Raw genomic sequence first — 16,424 nt, 5'->3', positions numbered from 1 at the left:
TACCAATTTTCTAACTAATTAGGGTATAAGTACTTCACTTACGGCAGGAGTGAAGTAAATGCAAAAAGGTAGTTTGGTTTGTGTAGGCACAGGTATGACCTTGGGTTCTCATATCAGTCCTTTATCCCGTAGTTATATTGAACAGGCTGATGTGGTGTTTGTACTGGTCGCAGATGGTACTACCGAACTCTGGATCCAGAGTATGAATGCCGATGTGCGTAGCCTGCAGCCGTATTACTGTGAGGGCCAATCCCGCATGATCACCTATCAGCAAATGGTGGCAGCTATACTGGCTGAAGTGCATGCAGGTAAAAAAGTCTGTGGTGCTTTTTACGGCCATCCCGGCGTGTTTGCCTGGGTACCGCATCAGGCGATAAAAGAAGCTGTTGCGGCAGGTTACAGGGCTCATATGGAGCCCGGTATTTCAGCCGAAGATTGTTTGTATGCCGACTTGGGTCTGGACCCGGGCACTTATGGCTGCCAGCATTATGAAGCCAGTAATCTGATGTTTTATCAGCGCACTATAGATACAGCAGCCTACTTAATTTTATGGCAACCCGGTGTGGCTGGGGATAAGTCGCTGGCGAAATTCAGCACAGGCAGTGCATATCGTGAGGTTTTGGTTGAACTCTTGAGTCAATGGTATCCACTGGATCATCAGGTCATCTTATACGAAGCCGTTACTTTACCTATTCAGCAGCCCCGGATTGAACCTATTGCTTTATCTGATTTACCTAAAGCACAGATGGACTTAAAAACGACCTTAGTAATACCGCCTGCTACTGTTGCTAAAGCCAATAGGGTGATTCTGGATCAATTGAACATTCTGGCTGCTCAAGAAAATTAACATGGCAACAGAGTGGTTGTACGCTGCAACAGCAGAACATTTTGTGATCAGCAGCTCACGTTTGCTGATCCGGCCTTTAGCTGAACAGGACCTGCAGTTGTATCTGGATTTGTATACCAATACTGCGTCTATGGCTTTTGTTGGTAAGCCTTTGCTGCCTGAAAAAGCCAAACATAGCTTTCAGATAGCCTTAGGTCTTAATGCCAAAACTCCTTTTAAACGATTATTTCTGACCATTGTGGCGCACGGGCAAAGCGCAGGCTTGTGCGCTATCAATCAATGGAATAGTCAAACTACAGAAGTTGAAGTCGGTATTATGTTATTGCGCCCCTGGCATGGTAAGGGCTATGCAAGGGAAGCTTTGGCCGCACTCATTCAACGGGTACAGCTCCAATTTCAGGGTGCAGTGATCAAAGGTGATTTAGATCCTAAAAATAAAGCCGCAGTGCAACTGGTCGTAAAAACCGGTTTTCAACCTGATTTAATCTGCCCCAGAACCTACTGGGTGAAACATAATGATGCTTTAGTACCATTCTGATAAAAATTTAAATCAAGAGCTTTTTTGTGCGCTTGTGCTTTTAATTTTATCGCTTTAAAGTGGGCTTGCGTGAGCCCTTCTGGTATCAAGCTTGGATTGATGCTTAGTTTTATTGTTGTGGAGTTATGATGTCAAATATTATCAATTTGTTAGAGAAGTTGGGCCAAAACGCGGAGTTTCGTCATGCAGATGCTGAACAGTTGGCAACCTTAATGACGGACACGGATCCTGCGTTAATTGATGCAGTCATCGCGGGCGATCAAGTCCGGCTTGAGCATTTGTTAGGAGCCAGGACTAATGTGGTGTGTGGACTTCACCCTGCAGAAGAGCCGGAAGAAGAACCACAGGATGAGCCTGAAGATCAGCCTGAAAAAGAGATTAGTTCCGTCTTGAAGGTTGGTTAGTTTTGCCAGTGATTTTTGGCGATACAAGAAGATACAGGCGGCAGATATTCTGGCTGCCTCTACTTTTATTTGCGTTTATCCTGCCAACTGCTCTGCAGGCGTCAGTAGAGCAGTTAACTTATCTCGATAAAATCAAGAGTTCAAAATTTGCAGAATTCAGCGAAGGTATTGATGTTTTAGCGAAGAGTGGAACGCAATTATCACCTTTCGAAACTGATTATCTGCAGTTACTCAAGGCATATAAGCTCAGTTACCTTGGCGATATAGATCAAGCGCTATTGATATTACAGCCATTGACTGCAAACTCAGATCTGGCCATCTCTTTTCGCGCCAAAGCTTTATCAATCAATAGTCTTATCATTGTCAGAAGGTATCTCGACGCATTTTTGTATTTTGAACAGTTGATCAATCAATTGCCTCAAGTACACCAGCCTATAGCCAGAGAGCATGGTTTAAGAGTCATAGCTATGATGTATACCATGATTGAACGTTATGACTTATCTGTTTCTTATCTAGACCAGCTTATCGCAGAGAACCCCAGTGAAAATTCAGTATGTGCTGCTTATCAACTGCGTCTTGAAGCCTGGTATTCCAGTGATCAGACAGAGTTGTTGAAGCGTGAGATAGACTCAGGTATCCGCTACTGTGAAGACCATAATGAGCCGCTGTGGAGGCAACTTATTATGGTGACCAAGGCAAAATTATTATTCAAAGAGGGACTTTATGAGCAGAGTAAGCAGCTTTTGCTTAAAGAACATAAAAAAGCTGCGGATACTAAATATCTGCGCTTAATCACAGAATTCAATTATTTGTTGGCTGAGAGCTTCTTAATGCTGGGTGAGTTGGACCAGGCCAAAGCATACGCCAACCTGGTGGTCGCTGAGGCAGCGTCTTTTAAAAACTACTTTCCACTAGTCCACTCTTATCAGGTTTTGTATCGTGCCGCTAAACAAGAAAAAGACTACCAGCAGGCACTTGGTTATCATGAACAGTATACTGCTGCGTTCACAGCTTTTATGGATGATAAGTCGGCCCAACAGATGGCCTACCATACGGCTCACTCAGAGATTTTGGCGCAGAGTCAAAAAATTGCCTTACTGGACAAAGACAATCAACTGTTGCAGTACGAGCAAACCACACTGAGACATCAGGCGACCTTGAATAAACTATTGATTATTGCTTTAGCTGTGTTGGTGTTAGGTTTTGCTGTGATGGCTTATCGAAGTTTTATTGCCCGCCAGCGTTTTAAAGCTTTAGCTGAGTATGATGATTTAACCGCTATCAGCAACAGATACCACTTTTCCACTTCAGCCAAAGGGGCTTTGGCTTTGTGTGAAAAAGGTCAGTTACCTGCTGCGCTTATTGTGTTTGATCTGGACCATTTTAAACAGATTAACGATCAGCATGGCCATGCTGCAGGCGATTGGGCGTTGCGCCAGACCGTGGATACCTGCCGTAATTTTATGCGCAATAACGATGTGTTTGGCCGTATTGGTGGCGAAGAGTTTGCCATCTTATTACCTGGTTGCCAGAGTGATAAAGCGCATTTATTGGCGGATATTTGTCGTGACGCTATCAGCAATATTGATACTGCAGCGTCGGGGTATGAGTTTAAGTTAAGTGCCAGTTTTGGTGTGACTTCAGCTGAAATCTCCGGTTACCACTTAACCAAGTTGATTGAAGATGCGGATACCGCTATGTATCAGGCCAAACAACAAGGGCGCAATAAGGTCCAGTTTTTTCAGGGCTGATCTATCAGAGTTTTAGATGATGCGTTGTGCCGTACCATTGAATTTTCGAGTGACTCCGATGTCAGAGGTTTCAGTCTGACATCGGAGTTTTGCTTTGAAAATATGGATATTTTCTGTTGTAGCGCATGCGTTATTGCTGTGGGCTCTGACTCTTATCATTCTTCCTGTACCTGAAAAGCCAGCTTCTTCTGCGGTGATCCAGACATACAGCTATACACAGGTCCGCGAAAAACCAAAAGTTGTTTCCCAGCATGAAACGCTGCCCGCTGGCCAACACAGCGGGCCTGAGCCTGTCATTGCTCCGCCTGCAAAACCATCTGCTGTCCGCAGTAAAACGACCCAATCCAAGGTGATAAGCGGATCTGAAGGCATCGTCAGTGCTGAGCCTGCCACAAATACGCGACCAGAAGTAACAAAACCATCTCAACCTACAGCTGCCATGTCGCTGGCTGATCGCGCTTTCGCTGCTGTTGCCGCGAAAACTCTGGAGCCAGCAGTGCCAAGACAACAACAACCTGAGGTTGTGAGCAGGTCCGGCAGTGCAGCAGAAGGTGAGCTTGCTCCGGCCATGCTAAAAACAGTAAAAACTTATGCCGATGGCTCTGAGTTGATGAAAGGTGAGCATGGCTGCTGGAAAATTCCGCCAGCGGAGTCACGTAAGGGCGCAATCTGGTTAATGACCAGCACGCCCTGTGAAACCGATACCACTGTAGAGCAAATCAACGACATTTTGCTGAAACGCCGTACATACGCTAAGGATTAGCCTGACACTTTTGTCGGTGTGGGCTCTGTCACCAATGGCGGCCAGTTTTTCGCGTCCTGTAATAAAGACTGGATCCTGTCCTGCAATTCAAACAACTCCGGTTCCAGTTGTTCGGTTTGTTTGCCTTTTTTAAGTTCAGTTTCAATCAGTTCTGTCAGTTGCTTCAATACGGGCAAGCCCGTATAACAACTGGCACCATGCAGTTTGTGGATATGCTGCAGTAGTTGTTCAGCGTCCTGTTGCTGCATCGCCTGCTGGATCAGTAGCAAGCTGTCGGGTAAAGACTGCACCAGCATCCATAACATTTCTTTGGCTAAATCCAGTTTTCCGCCCGCTCTTTGCAAAGCCAGAGTCCAATCCAGTTGTTTGCTTTGCGGTAGTTGATTTTCACTGGTTGAGGCGGCTAATGCTTGCTGAAAATCAGGGCAACATTCACGCAAGGTGTAATGCAGCAGTTTTTCATCCAGAGGTTTAGTTAAAAACTCACAAAAGCCTAAAGAGAGAAGCCGCTCACGTTCGCCCTCTAAGGCATGTGCCGTTACAGCTATAATAGGTGTCGCTTCGTTCAGCGAGCTTTGTTGAATGCGCTGACAGGCTTGAATGCCGTCCATCACAGGCATATTAATATCCATAAAAATCAGATCATAATGCTGCTGGTTGGCTTTTTGCCAGGCTTCGGCGCCATTACGGGCTGAATCCACTTGCTCTACCATTTCAGACAGCAGGGTATTAATCAGCTTTAAGTTGGCTTCATTATCGTCCACTGACAACACCCGTAAACGAGCTTTGGGTTTGTCCTGCAAGGGGTTTTGCTCAGGAAAATCTAAATAAGGCTGCGCCAGAGTCATGGCCAGTTTGCGGTAATGCGCAGGTTTGGATAACACAGCTTTGGCGCCAGAGGCCTGCAGTACTTCACGTAAGTTAGGCGATAAGGTATTGACCAGCAAATACAGCTGGTCACTATGCAGTTGTAACTGCTGCAGTAGCTCAATCACCTGATTCACCTGATTCAGGGATATAGAACGACCAATGAGTGCCACATCTATTTGTGGCTGCAAAGCCAGAGTTTGACTTAACTGACTCATATTGCTGCAACTGATGATATTCATCCCCCACTGATCCAACTGGGCCAACATGGCCTCTCGCGAATACTGTTGGGGTTCAAAATACAAAATAGTTTTCTGCTTCAATTCCGCCAGGGGTAAAGGCTCGGCTATGGATAAGTGATGGCGTTTGCACAGCAAGGTAAACCAGAAGGTTGAACCTTCACCGGCTTTACTTTCAAAACCAATTTTGCCGCCCATGGCTGTCACCAGGCGCTGAGAAATCACTAAACCCAAACCTGTGCCACCATAACGTCGGCCAATACTGTTATCGGCCTGGGTAAAGCCACCAAACAAACTTTTTTGTTGTTCTTCAGAAATACCTATGCCGGTATCCTGCACCGAAAAACGCAGTTGCCATTGCTCATCAGGCATAGGCCGACCGCTAACGCGGATCACCACGCTGCCTTGTTCTGTGAATTTAATCGCATTACCGGCAATATTGGTCAGGATCTGATTAATCCGCATCGGGTCGGCAATTAAATCGTCAGGACAGCTGTTGTCGATCAACAGCACCAATTCAAGCTGCTTATCAAAGGCATTCGAAGCCAATAACTCCACCGCATCGTGCAGCAAATCACGTAATGAAAAAGGCTCAGGATTAATCGGCATCCGGCCTTCTTCCAGCCTGGCGTAATCCAATACATCATTCACCAGACTGAGTAAGCTGTTGGCAGACTTTTGAATAGTGGCCAGATAGTCCTGCTGGTTATGGGTCAGGTTAGTTTTGAGGAGCTGCCGGGCAAAACCGATAACCGCATTCAGCGGTGTACGTAATTCGTGAGACATTTTAGCGAGGAAGTCAGATTTGCTGCGGTTATCTTCCATCGCTTTTTTGCGTGACAGGTCCAGCTCAATGTTCTGCATTTCCAGCTGTTCCATACTTTGTTGTAAGTCGCTGGTGGCCTGTTCAATGCTTTGCTGCATTTCTTCATCGTGCGTTTTCAGCGCAGTAGCCAGTGCATTAATACCGGTACGTAACTGCTCTAGTTCACCTAAAAATGGCTGTTGCAATTGGCTTTGATAGTTGCCCTCACGCAGTTGCGCTATGACATCTCCCATTTGTTGCAGAGGCTGACTGACTTTCTTTATCAGCCGCAAACTGAAATACACACAGGCAGCAAGGCCTAATAAAATCATCAGCAAACTGCTGAGCAAAGAAGTTTGCTGGGCCAGCATAACTTTATCTTTAGCCACCTGAACTGAGATATAACCCAAAGGTTGATCGGCTGGCGCTGTGCTGAAATCGGCCTGTTCCGGCAGAATAGGGGTACGGATCACCAGCCAGTTGCCCAGATCCGTGATAGTGCTTTGCTGTGGAATAGCGCTGCTGGACTCGTACTTCAGCATGGCGAAGTCTTTGTGATAGTTGGTCGTGACAAAAAGCTCATGGTCGGCATTAAAAATGGCGATACTTTTCACCAGCGCTGAGTTTTTTCTGTGACTGACATCCAGCAAACGTTTGACGTCCTGTCTGCTGTTATGTAATAAGGCATGTTCGCTGGCGATAGCTAAGGGTACTGCAATGTTTTCAGCCTGTTCTTCCAGATACTGGGCCAAATCATGATAGCGGGCATAGCTAAAATAACCCCCAAGGCATAAACTGACCAGTAAGGTCGGCACCAGGGTGGTCAACAAGACCCAATCTCTTAAACCAATTTTCGTCATCTGTAGCGCTGCTTGATAGAATAGTCCGGAGCGAATTGATAATGACACAAGGCTTACAAAAAGCCCACCACAGGTACTAAGTCCAGATGGTCAAAATTTATCAGGCAGCCAAAGGCGCCAAAGATAAACCTCAACAGTTAAAACAAATCGAAGTACAGATTGAACGTCTGGATCACGAAGCTCAGGGCATAGGTTTTGAGCAAAAGCGTATTGTCTTCGTCAGTGGCGCTTTGCCCGGCGAGCGGGTTAAAGTGCAGTTGACCGAGCAAAAAGACAAATCAGCCAAAGGCAAAGTAGTGAAAGTGCTGCAGGCTTCGTCTTTGCGCCAGACAGCAGCATGCAAGCATTTTGCTGACTGTGGCGGTTGTCAGCTGCAGTATTTGTCGGCAGAACACCAGCTGGAATTAAAGCAGCAAGGGGTGGACCAACTGATCCGCCATCAAACTGGCTTAACCAGCTTACCCTGGCAGGCACCGCTGAAAAGCGAGGGGCAGGGTTATAGACGTAAAGCCCGTATTGGCGTTTGGTTTGATAAAAAAACGCAGCAATTTACTGTGGGCTTTCGGAAAGCCAATGACAAAGTTATTACCTCTGTTGAGCACTGTCTGGTGCTAAGCCCGGCTTTAGCGCCAGTATTTAATGTGTTGCAACAGCAATTGCCAACACTGCAACAAGGCGCAGCCATTACGCATGTCGAAGCGCTGGATGCGGACGGTCAGGTGTATTTAATAGTGCGGCATATCCGGCCTTTGCCAGCGTCCGATCAACAGGCTTTGATCCAGGCTTGGCCAGAAGCTGTGTGGATAGGTGAAGCAGAGCCTGAACTTTATCAGCATTGGCAAGTCGGAACTGCAGAACCCTGCTACGCTTTGCCTGATTTGGCTTTAAAGCTTAAGTTTTCTGCCGCTGATTTTATTCAGGTAAATCAGAGTATTAATCAACAAATGGTGCAGCAGGCACTGGATTGGCTCAGTCTGCAGCCTGACGATCAGGTGCTGGAGCTGTATTGTGGTATAGGGAATTTCAGTCTGGCTTTAGCGCAGCGCGTTAAATGGGTGCATGGACTGGAGGGTGTCACCACTATGGTGCAACGAGCAGAATCCAATGCAGAGCTCAATGGCCTGAACAACCTGAGTTTTAGCCAGGCTGACTTGCATCTGCCATGGCCAAAAGCCGACTGGAATCAGCCGAAGTACCAAAAAGTGCTGCTCGACCCGGCACGTGCTGGTGCTGTTGGAGCCATAGAACAAATAGCGGGCTTAAGTCCGGCACGGATATTGTACGTGTCCTGTAATCCGCTTACTTTTGCCCGGGATGCAAAAGTATTACTGGCTTGTGGCTATCAGCTGGATAAAATCAGTGCAATGGACATGTTTCCACAAACCAGCCATCTGGAGTTGATGGCCTTGTTTTACAGGAGAAAGTAACGAATGGTGACGGTAAGGCAATCACATAGCGCCGAATACCACCCAGGCGGCACTCAGAGCTGGTTAAGCGCTTTAGGTTTACCTGAAGCTAAAATCAGTGCGCTGCTGGATGCTGAACTCTGGTTACATCAGCAGAATCTGACCGATCAGGAACCCGAAGTACAAACGGGCTGGGAAATGGTCGAAATTCTGGCTGATTTGCGTATGGACAAAGATGCCTTAACTGCAGCCCTGTTATTTCCATTAGTGGACGCCAAACTGATTGAACTGGAGCAGGTGGAAACTCAGTTTTGCTCAGCCGTATTGGCGATGCTGAACGCCGTGCGCCAGATGGAAGCTATTCGTTCTATTCCTGTTGGGCCCAATCAAAGCAGCAATCCACAACAAGCCGACAACCTGCGCCGTATGTTATTGGCCATGGTGGAAGATGTGCGCGCTGTGGTGTTAAAGCTGGCGGCACAAATTTGTTACCTGCGCTCGGTAAAAAACGCCGACGAAGAAACCCGCGTACTGGCCGCCAAAGAAACCAATGCGATTTTTGGCCCACTGGCGAACCGTTTGGGGATAGGCCAAATCAAATGGGAGCTGGAAGACTTAGCTTTTCGTTACCTGCACCCACAAACCTATAAACAAATTGCCAGTTTGCTGGAAGAAAAGCGCTTAGACCGTGAGCAGTATATGCAGGATTTTGTCGCCTCAGTGCGGCAAAAAATGCAGGACGCCGCCATTTCGGTCGAAGTGTACGGCCGGCCTAAACATATTTTCAGTATCTGGAAAAAGATGCAGAAAAAGCAGCTGGCTTTTGATCAGCTGTACGATATTCGTGCCGTGCGTATTGTCACCACCAAGGTGCAGGACTGTTACGCCGCTTTGGGCATAGTGCATACCTCCTGGCGCCATCTGCCCAAAGAATTCGACGACTATATAGCCACGCCAAAACAAAACGGCTATCAGTCAATTCATACAGTCGTACTTGGTCCTGCCGGTCGCCCTGTCGAAATTCAAATTCGTACTCATCAGATGCATGACGACGCTGAGTTAGGTGTAGCGGCACACTGGCGTTACAAAGAAGGCGCAGGCCATGCGGGTAAAGAAGGCCAGCTCGATGAAAAAATTGGCTGGTTACGCAAACTCTTGGCCTGGCAGGAAGAGCTGGTCGACGGCTCGGATTTAGCTGAAGAGCTTAAAAATCAGGTCACAGAAGACAGGGTGTATGTCTTTACGCCGAAAGGCGATATCGTCGATTTGCCTGTGGGTTCCACACCGTTGGATTTTGCTTATTATGTGCATTCTAATGTGGGTCACCGCTGCATAGGCGCGAAGATTTCCGGCCGTATTGTGCCTTTTACCTATCAGTTGAAAACCGGCGATCAAATTGAAATTTTAACAGGCCGCGAGCCTAACCCAAGCCGCGACTGGCTTAACCCGAACTCGGGCTATTTAAAATCCAGCCGCGCCCGGTCGAAGGTGCAGTACTGGTTCCGCCTGCAGGACAGAGATAAAAACATAGCGGCTGGTAAAGAGCTGCTGGATACCGAATTAAACCGCCTGAACCTGAGTATCGACAATATTCCTAAGGTGCTGGCGCGTTTTAACGTCAACAGCATGGAAGAGATTTTGGCTGGTATTGGCGGCGGTGAAATTAAAGTCACCCAAGTGGTGCATTACATACAAAGCCAGTCGGGCAAATTGCAGCAGCCTGAGATCGACCCGCGCCTGATCAGCAAACCTATTTCGAATCAGCCAAAAAGCCATGTGGTAGTGCAGGGCGTAGGTAACTTATTAACTCATATGGCCGGTTGCTGCCAGCCGCTGCCGGGTGACGCTATTGTTGGCTATATCACCCAAGGCCGCGGCATTGCTGTGCACCGCGACGACTGTGAGCAATTTAAAGTGCTGCAGGAAGCGCATCGTGAACGGGTGGTGGAAGCAACCTGGGGCGATAAATACGCTTCAGGTTATGAAGTGACTATTCGTATTGTGGCGCATGACCGCAATGGCTTGTTACGCGATATCACCAGCATTCTGGCGAATGAAAAAGCTAACGTGTTGCGGATGAGCAGTAATTCGGACATCTCGCAGCAAACCGCCACCATCATTATGACGATGGAGCTGTATAACCTGGACTCACTGAACAAGCTGCTGACCAAAGTCAGCCAGATTGATGATGTGATTGAAGCGAAACGGTTTCACTAGTTTTTCACCTCTATTTTGATACCTATCTGCACTGGAGTTAAAACTCCGGTGCCCTTTCTGTAGGAGAGATTGTGTCACAACCACTTCAGCAACTATTGGCCATTATGGCCAGACTGCGGGACCCACAAAACGGCTGTCCCTGGGACAAAGAACAAACCTACCAGACCATAGTGCCTTATACGCTGGAAGAAGCTTATGAAGTGGCGGATGCCATAGCGCGCGAAGACTATGCCGAGCTAAAAGACGAACTGGGCGACTTGTTGTTTCAGGTGGTGTTTTACGCCCAGATCGCCAAAGAAGAAGGCCGTTTTGAGTTTGACGACTGCGCTGCCGCTATTAACGACAAACTCATTCGCCGCCACCCTCACGTCTTTGCCGATATGAATTTAGAGAGCAGCAAAGCGGTACTGCAAAACTGGGAAGCGATTAAAACCACAGAACGTACTGCTTCCGGCAAAACCTCAGTGCTGGATAATATTCCGCTGGCTATGCCAGCCTTAAGTCGCGCTTACAAACTGCAAAAGCGTTGTGCGCAGGTGGGTTTTGACTGGCCTGATGTACAAGGTGCCTGGGATAAAGTGCAGGAAGAAATTCAGGAAGTGGCCGAACTACCAACTGGCGCGGCTGAACTGGAAGAGGAGCTGGGCGATTTGATGTTTGCGCTGGTCAATGTAGTGCGTAAACAAGGTTTTGACCCGGAAAAAGTCATGCGTCAGGCCAATCAAAAGTTTGAACGACGTTTCCGGCAGGTGGAACAGGCACTGGTGGAGCAAGGCTCTAGTCCGGCACAAAGTGATTTGGCTGAGATGGATGGGTTGTGGGAGATGGTGAAGAGGCAGGAGAAGCTGGGGAAAGTTTGATGGTTGGGGTTTCAGACTTTTAGACTTGCTTCTAAAAGCATTTCGCCGCAGGCGAGATACTTTGCTTTTGCTTCGCCAAAAGAAAGTATCCAAAGCAAGAAAGTGCAGGAAGCACTTTCTAACAGCCGAAGGCTGGCCCGCAGGGTGAATTACATGGATGTAATTCATAAAAGGCGACCCCAGGTCGCAGCGACAACGCTTGCGTTGAACAGCTTTAGCTGGTCCCGCAGGGGTACGAACGAAGTGAGTATAAAGCCCGGCCCAAAATCGTGCGTCCAAGGCGGCTGGGCAACTCGCTCGTCGCTACCGACTCCTCACTCAAACACTCCCAGCCTTAAAACCTTGGCCACCCAGTTTTTTCTGGGTTTATTCGGGATTTCGGTAAGCCAATAGTTTGGCTTGCCGCCGAATAAACGTACTGAGCTCAGCGAAGTACCGGAACCGCGCCCTAATGGGGGATTGGTACCAGTAGTTGGAAATGCCTCTTTTCTGGAGGGCAGCAAAGAGCGAAAAGCAGACATACTGAATTGAAAATGTAGTTAACAAGAGCTTAACGAGCAGTTCGTTAAGCTCATTTCTATGACTTACTGGTCAAGCATCAACAAATAGTACTTGGCCTGTGATAAAACCATCAACTGATCGCTCGAATGCTTTCCCTACAAGCCTGCTGGGTACAGGTTCAAAACCCGGCATCATATCACCGTAAACATCCCATGCCTCTGTCAACACCGTTGGGTTCACGACATTTATGCGGATATTTCTTGGCATCTCATACGCAACGCATTTTACAAAGGTATCAATTGCACCACTGGTTGTTGCATCTGCAATTGCATAAGGAATTGGTTTGACATTTAATATTCCGCTGATCAATGTGAATGATCCATTATCAGCGATGTAATCCTGTCCTATGCGCACAAGATTGATTTGGCCCATCATTTTGCTCATCACTGTCGTCATCCACTGAGCTTCTGACATTTCAGTAAATGGGGCATACTCACAGTACCCGACTGTGTTTACAACTGCGTCGAAGTGTCCGACTTTTTCATACAAGGCTCTGATCGAATCGACGTTGGTTATATCGACGATATGATCAACATCACCAGAGCGACCAGCTGTGATCACTTTATGTTTTGCTAAGCCAGTTAAAGCTGCCTTTCCCATCTTTCCTAAAGCACCAATCAGAATAACAGTTTTCATAAGCCTCACCACCAATGTTGTTTTCGTTAGAGTTATGCTACTGCCCGAACTCAACAATTGAAAACAATGATTTCAGGTGATTGATACCAATTAAAATGGTTATACTGAGTTAACAGCCAATTTCTGGTGATATCGGATGATGTATGAGTAAGTTGGATCGGTTAGACATTAAGCAACTACGGGTGTTTCAAGCACTCATTCGTGAAAAAAGCGCTTCTAAGGCTGCAAATCAATTAGGTTTGACGCAACAAGCTGTCAGTGAACAACTGAAAAAGCTTAGAGATGTATTCGAAGATAGATTATTTATCAGAAAAACAAATGGATTTATCCCTACACCACTGGCTGAGAATTTATCTGTTGATATAGATAGATTACTTAGAGAGTTTCAAACTTTGTTAGCGCCCCGCGTATTTGACCCAGCAAGAGCCCAAGGAACATTCGTTATTGCCGCTACAGATTACGCGCAACAAATAGTGCTACCGCATTTAATTCAAACGTTAAGAACTCAATCGCCTCAATTGAAAATAATTATCAGAGATTTTGAGGTGAATTCAATACATGACTATATGGAAAGTGGAAAAGTAAATCTTGCGATCTCATTTCCTGACTGTGTTCCTTCGTCATATCTGACGATGAAACTTTTTGAAGAACAGCATGTATGTGTAACATCAAATTTTTCTAGCATTCCAAAAATAAGTGCAACATTAAAGCAAGTCGCTGAGCATCCTAATATTTCAGCATCGCCTTCGCGCCCAAATTTTAAAGGTTCTATTGATGATTGGTTTGAAAAACATGATTTAACGAGAAATGTTGTGATTACAGCACCTTGTTTCTCAGTTGTCCCCTTATATCTAAACGTGACAGATTCGCTGGCATTCTTACCTTCAAGAGCTGTGAATGAAAGTAGCTTGGTAGAAATCAAGCTGGATGAAATGCCTGAACCTTTTGATGTTATTGTCGCGTGGCATCCAAGGACAAACGATGACCCACTCCAAAAGTGGGTTATCTCTAAGTTAGTGCAGTTTATATGAGGCTAATCACGTCCATGTTTTTTATGAATGTCAGCTTCTGGCACATAGTGACGATACAGTCGATCTCACAAAACGGCCGGGCAACTGCGTTAGCAGACCCTGTCCAGCATGGACGCTGGACAGGAGCCTACATGGATGTATTTACGGCGTGTCTGCGTTGTAGTTGACCGCGCCGTTTGAGCCGAAGCTCAGTGGGCCACTTTTACTTTCAGGCGGTGAACGCAATTGCACCAAAGCCAGCCCGCTATAACAACCTATTCACCAAACTAAACCAATGCTCTGTGGTCTGCGTATAACATGCACTATTGATAACAAGCGGCGAGAGCTTTTATGTTAACTGAATCTGCTTTAGTGGTACGCGGCGCTCTGGAAGCGGCCGGGCTGGAAACTCCTATGCTGGACAACGGTTTGTCCAATGATCAGAAGAAACAGCGTTTAACCGAATTAATGACTCAGGTCGTACATACCCTTGGTCTGGATTTAACAGATGACAGTCTGGCGGAAACTCCGGCCCGTATTGCCAAAATGTATGTCGATGAAGTGTTTTCCGGCTTGGATTACAGCACTTTTCCAAAGATTTCGATGATCGACAATAAAATGCGTGCTGAAGAAATGGTCAAGGTGCAAAACATCAGCTTTACCAGCACCTGCGAGCACCATTTTGTCACTATAGACGGCACTGCCACTGTGGCTTATATACCGGGCAAAAAGATTATTGGTTTGTCGAAACTGAATCGTATTGTGAAGTTTTTTGCCCAGCGTCCGCAGGTGCAGGAGCGTTTAACTCAGCAAATTCAGGTGTCTTTGCAAGCCTTATTGGGCGTAAAAGACGTGGCTGTCAGTATCGACGCTGTGCATTATTGCGTGAAGTCCCGTGGTGTGATGGATACCAGTTCCAGCACTAAGACTATGGCTTTGGGCGGTGCTTTTAAAACCGACCCTGCAACTCGCTCCGAGTTTTTATCAAAGTTTTAAACCCTTCGTCCTTGGAGCCGCAGCTTTGTTGGCTGCGTTCTCTCGCCCCAATCACTTTGGGTTTTCACTGGCTGAGTTTGGTTGATGCTGGCACACTGGCAAGCAGTCTTAGCCAGAGCGAGTAAAGCTATGTTAGCCGGTATTCATCATGTGGCGCTGATTTGCAGTGATTATCAGCGCTCGAAACACTTCTACACTGAAATCCTTGGCCTGAAAGTTCTGGCTGAACATTACAGAGCTGAACGTTTGTCTTATAAATTGGACTTGCAGTTGCCTGATGGCAGTCAGCTCGAGCTGTTCTCTTTTCCCAATCCACCGCCTCGCCCTAGTGCACCTGAAGCGCAGGGCTTACGCCATCTGGCTTTTCAGGTGCTGGATGTGGCGCAAATGGTGGCGCATTTGGAAGCGCATGGTATAGCTGTGGAGCCAGTGCGGATTGACCCTTATACAGAGCGCGCTTACACCTTTTTTAAAGACCCAGACGATTTACCGTTGGAGTTGTATCAGATACTGCCAGCTGAGCTGAGGCGCTAAAATCAAAAGCTTGTGCAGCTTTGGGTTGAACCGCCTGATAATCAAAACCCAGAGCTGCAGCTAATGTTGCGGCCATCTGGCCTTGTTGCCAGCTTCCAGTGGTACGAATTAAACCAGCCGCCGGGATCTCTGGTCCCATAGCTGCTAGCCAAATTTGTTCCGAGCCAGCAATTTGTGGCACAGGTCCTTTATAACCAGGCACAGCTGCACTTTTGCCATGCGAGCGCCACTGCGTCGCTTCGCCACGGCCATGATCAGTGCTTATCAGTAAAGTGGTTTGGTTGCGGTAATAAGGGTCGTTTTGTAATTCCTGCCATAAGTCGGCAATAAACTGATCACTGCGATGAATAGCCGCCAGATACTGATCGTATTGACCCATATGGGCAAAATCGTCGGCTTCACCCAAGGCTATATAGAGCAATTTAGGTTTGTGTAAGCGCATATGCTCCAGCGCAAATTCCTGTGTAAACACATCCAGTCTTACGCTGGCAAAAGGGCTGGGGGTTTTGGCCTGCAACTGGTTCAAATACTTTTGTTTTTCGCTGAGTTTACCTTGCTCCGGCATAAAACCAGCATTCACCGTCAGGCCTGAACGCTCTGTATTTAAGATATAAGGAAACAAATCCCAGGAGCCAAAGGCTGCCACTTTATGTTGCAGTTGTGGCTGTTGGTTGAGCCATTCCAATACTGTGACATTGGGGTTGGCTATTTTGTTATTACTGTTGATGACGGGATCGGAAAAACCAGCCAGCAATTCCTGATAACCGGGATAAGAAATTTGATAAGGATTGCTGACATTAATAGCTGAGCCCTGACTACGGTCGCCGACCGTAATGCCTTGCTGCTTCACTGTTTTATGCAAAAAGGGCATTAAAAGTTCAGGCTGGCCTGGTTTAAAAGCCCGGATCAGTTCCGGCGTTTTTACCCATTGTGATTGTTGGTAAAGGGTAGGGTCGGCTCCGGCAAAAACTTCCTGCCAGCGCACTCCGTCTATGCTCACCAATACGACTTTAGGTTCAGCTTTTACGCTCAGAGGTAACAGTAATACGAGTAATACAAGCCAGTTCAACTTCATCAGAAAGCCCCAACAGCAGTGGATTGAGGCAGATCCTGCCAGTGGAACATGACAA

Annotated in this window: 14 protein-coding genes; 11 read left to right on the top strand and 3 right to left on the bottom strand. The window is 47.0% G+C overall.

Features of this window, described 5'->3' with window-relative positions; translation table 11 throughout:
* Positions 1 to 58 precede the first annotated feature (58 nt).
* The 5 genes from WH43_RS04100 to WH43_RS04080 all read left to right on the top strand — a co-directional run bounded on the left by WH43_RS04100 (position 59) and on the right by WH43_RS04080 (position 4,303).
* Positions 59 to 847: an SAM-dependent methyltransferase gene (locus WH43_RS04100; RefSeq protein ID WP_053423376.1), complete on the top strand. Its 789-nt coding sequence runs from the start codon at positions 59 to 61 to the stop codon at positions 845 to 847.
* Position 848: 1 nt separating this feature from the next.
* A complete protein-coding gene (locus WH43_RS04095; protein ID WP_053423375.1) occupies positions 849 to 1,385 on the top strand; it encodes a GNAT family N-acetyltransferase in 537 nt (178 codons plus the stop codon).
* Between the two features lie 128 nt (positions 1,386 to 1,513).
* Positions 1,514 to 1,789, top strand: a complete 276-nt coding sequence (locus tag WH43_RS04090; protein WP_053423374.1) for a hypothetical protein — start codon at positions 1,514 to 1,516, stop codon at positions 1,787 to 1,789.
* Positions 1,790 to 1,797: 8 nt separating this feature from the next.
* Positions 1,798 to 3,540 carry a GGDEF domain-containing protein gene (locus tag WH43_RS04085; protein ID WP_286049457.1) on the top strand — a complete coding sequence of 581 codons (1,743 nt, stop codon included), beginning with the start codon at positions 1,798 to 1,800 and terminating at the stop codon, positions 3,538 to 3,540.
* A 94-nt stretch (positions 3,541 to 3,634) separates the two neighbouring features.
* A complete protein-coding gene (locus tag WH43_RS04080) occupies positions 3,635 to 4,303 on the top strand; it encodes a hypothetical protein (protein WP_053423372.1) in 669 nt (222 codons plus the stop codon).
* Here WH43_RS04080 and barA read toward each other — a convergent pair.
* A complete protein-coding gene (gene barA / locus WH43_RS04075; protein WP_053423371.1) occupies positions 4,300 to 7,074 on the bottom strand; it encodes a two-component sensor histidine kinase BarA in 2,775 nt (924 codons plus the stop codon). The two genes, WH43_RS04080 and barA, sit on opposite strands and share 4 nt — an antisense overlap.
* Positions 7,075 to 7,160: 86 nt before the next feature.
* Here barA and rlmD point away from each other — a divergent pair, with 86 nt between their 5' ends.
* From rlmD to mazG, 3 genes are all read left to right on the top strand, one after another.
* Positions 7,161 to 8,501, top strand: coding sequence for a 23S rRNA (uracil(1939)-C(5))-methyltransferase RlmD (gene rlmD, locus WH43_RS04070; protein ID WP_053423370.1), 1,341 nt, complete (start codon positions 7,161 to 7,163; stop codon positions 8,499 to 8,501).
* A 3-nt stretch (positions 8,502 to 8,504) separates the two neighbouring features.
* Positions 8,505 to 10,697, top strand: a complete 2,193-nt coding sequence (gene relA / locus WH43_RS04065; protein ID WP_053423369.1) for a GTP diphosphokinase — start codon at positions 8,505 to 8,507, stop codon at positions 10,695 to 10,697.
* Between the two features lie 71 nt (positions 10,698 to 10,768).
* Positions 10,769 to 11,557, top strand: a complete 789-nt coding sequence (mazG, locus tag WH43_RS04060; RefSeq protein ID WP_082335674.1) for a nucleoside triphosphate pyrophosphohydrolase — start codon at positions 10,769 to 10,771, stop codon at positions 11,555 to 11,557.
* Between the two features lie 591 nt (positions 11,558 to 12,148).
* On the opposite strand, the gene WH43_RS04055 is transcribed toward mazG, so the two are convergent.
* Positions 12,149 to 12,754: a short chain dehydrogenase gene (locus tag WH43_RS04055; RefSeq protein ID WP_053423368.1), complete on the bottom strand. Its 606-nt coding sequence runs from the start codon at positions 12,752 to 12,754 to the stop codon at positions 12,149 to 12,151.
* Positions 12,755 to 12,897: 143 nt separating this feature from the next.
* On the opposite strand from WH43_RS04055, the gene WH43_RS04050 reads away from it, so the two are divergent.
* From WH43_RS04050 to gloA2, 3 genes are all read left to right on the top strand, one after another.
* Positions 12,898 to 13,785 carry a LysR family transcriptional regulator gene (locus WH43_RS04050; protein ID WP_053423367.1) on the top strand — a complete coding sequence of 296 codons (888 nt, stop codon included), beginning with the start codon at positions 12,898 to 12,900 and terminating at the stop codon, positions 13,783 to 13,785.
* 330 nt (positions 13,786 to 14,115) lie between these two features.
* Positions 14,116 to 14,760 carry a GTP cyclohydrolase I FolE gene (gene folE, locus WH43_RS04045; protein WP_053423366.1) on the top strand — a complete coding sequence of 215 codons (645 nt, stop codon included), beginning with the start codon at positions 14,116 to 14,118 and terminating at the stop codon, positions 14,758 to 14,760.
* A gap of 84 nt (positions 14,761 to 14,844) precedes the next feature.
* A complete protein-coding gene (gloA2, locus tag WH43_RS04040; protein ID WP_286049451.1) occupies positions 14,845 to 15,294 on the top strand; it encodes an SMU1112c/YaeR family gloxylase I-like metalloprotein in 450 nt (149 codons plus the stop codon).
* On the opposite strand, the gene WH43_RS04035 is transcribed toward gloA2, so the two are convergent.
* Complete coding sequence (locus WH43_RS04035) at positions 15,230 to 16,369, bottom strand: alkaline phosphatase family protein (protein ID WP_082335673.1); 1,140 nt, start codon at positions 16,367 to 16,369, stop codon at positions 15,230 to 15,232. The genes gloA2 and WH43_RS04035 overlap by 65 nt on opposite strands.
* Between the last annotated feature and the right edge of the window lie 55 nt (positions 16,370 to 16,424).

Source organism: Rheinheimera sp. KL1 (assembly GCF_001275035.1).
In the GTDB taxonomy this organism is placed as follows: Bacteria; Pseudomonadota; Gammaproteobacteria; order Enterobacterales; family Alteromonadaceae; genus Pararheinheimera; species Pararheinheimera tangshanensis.
The sequence above is the reverse complement of the archived record's forward strand: the minus strand, read 5'-3'. Positions and strand labels throughout refer to the sequence as shown.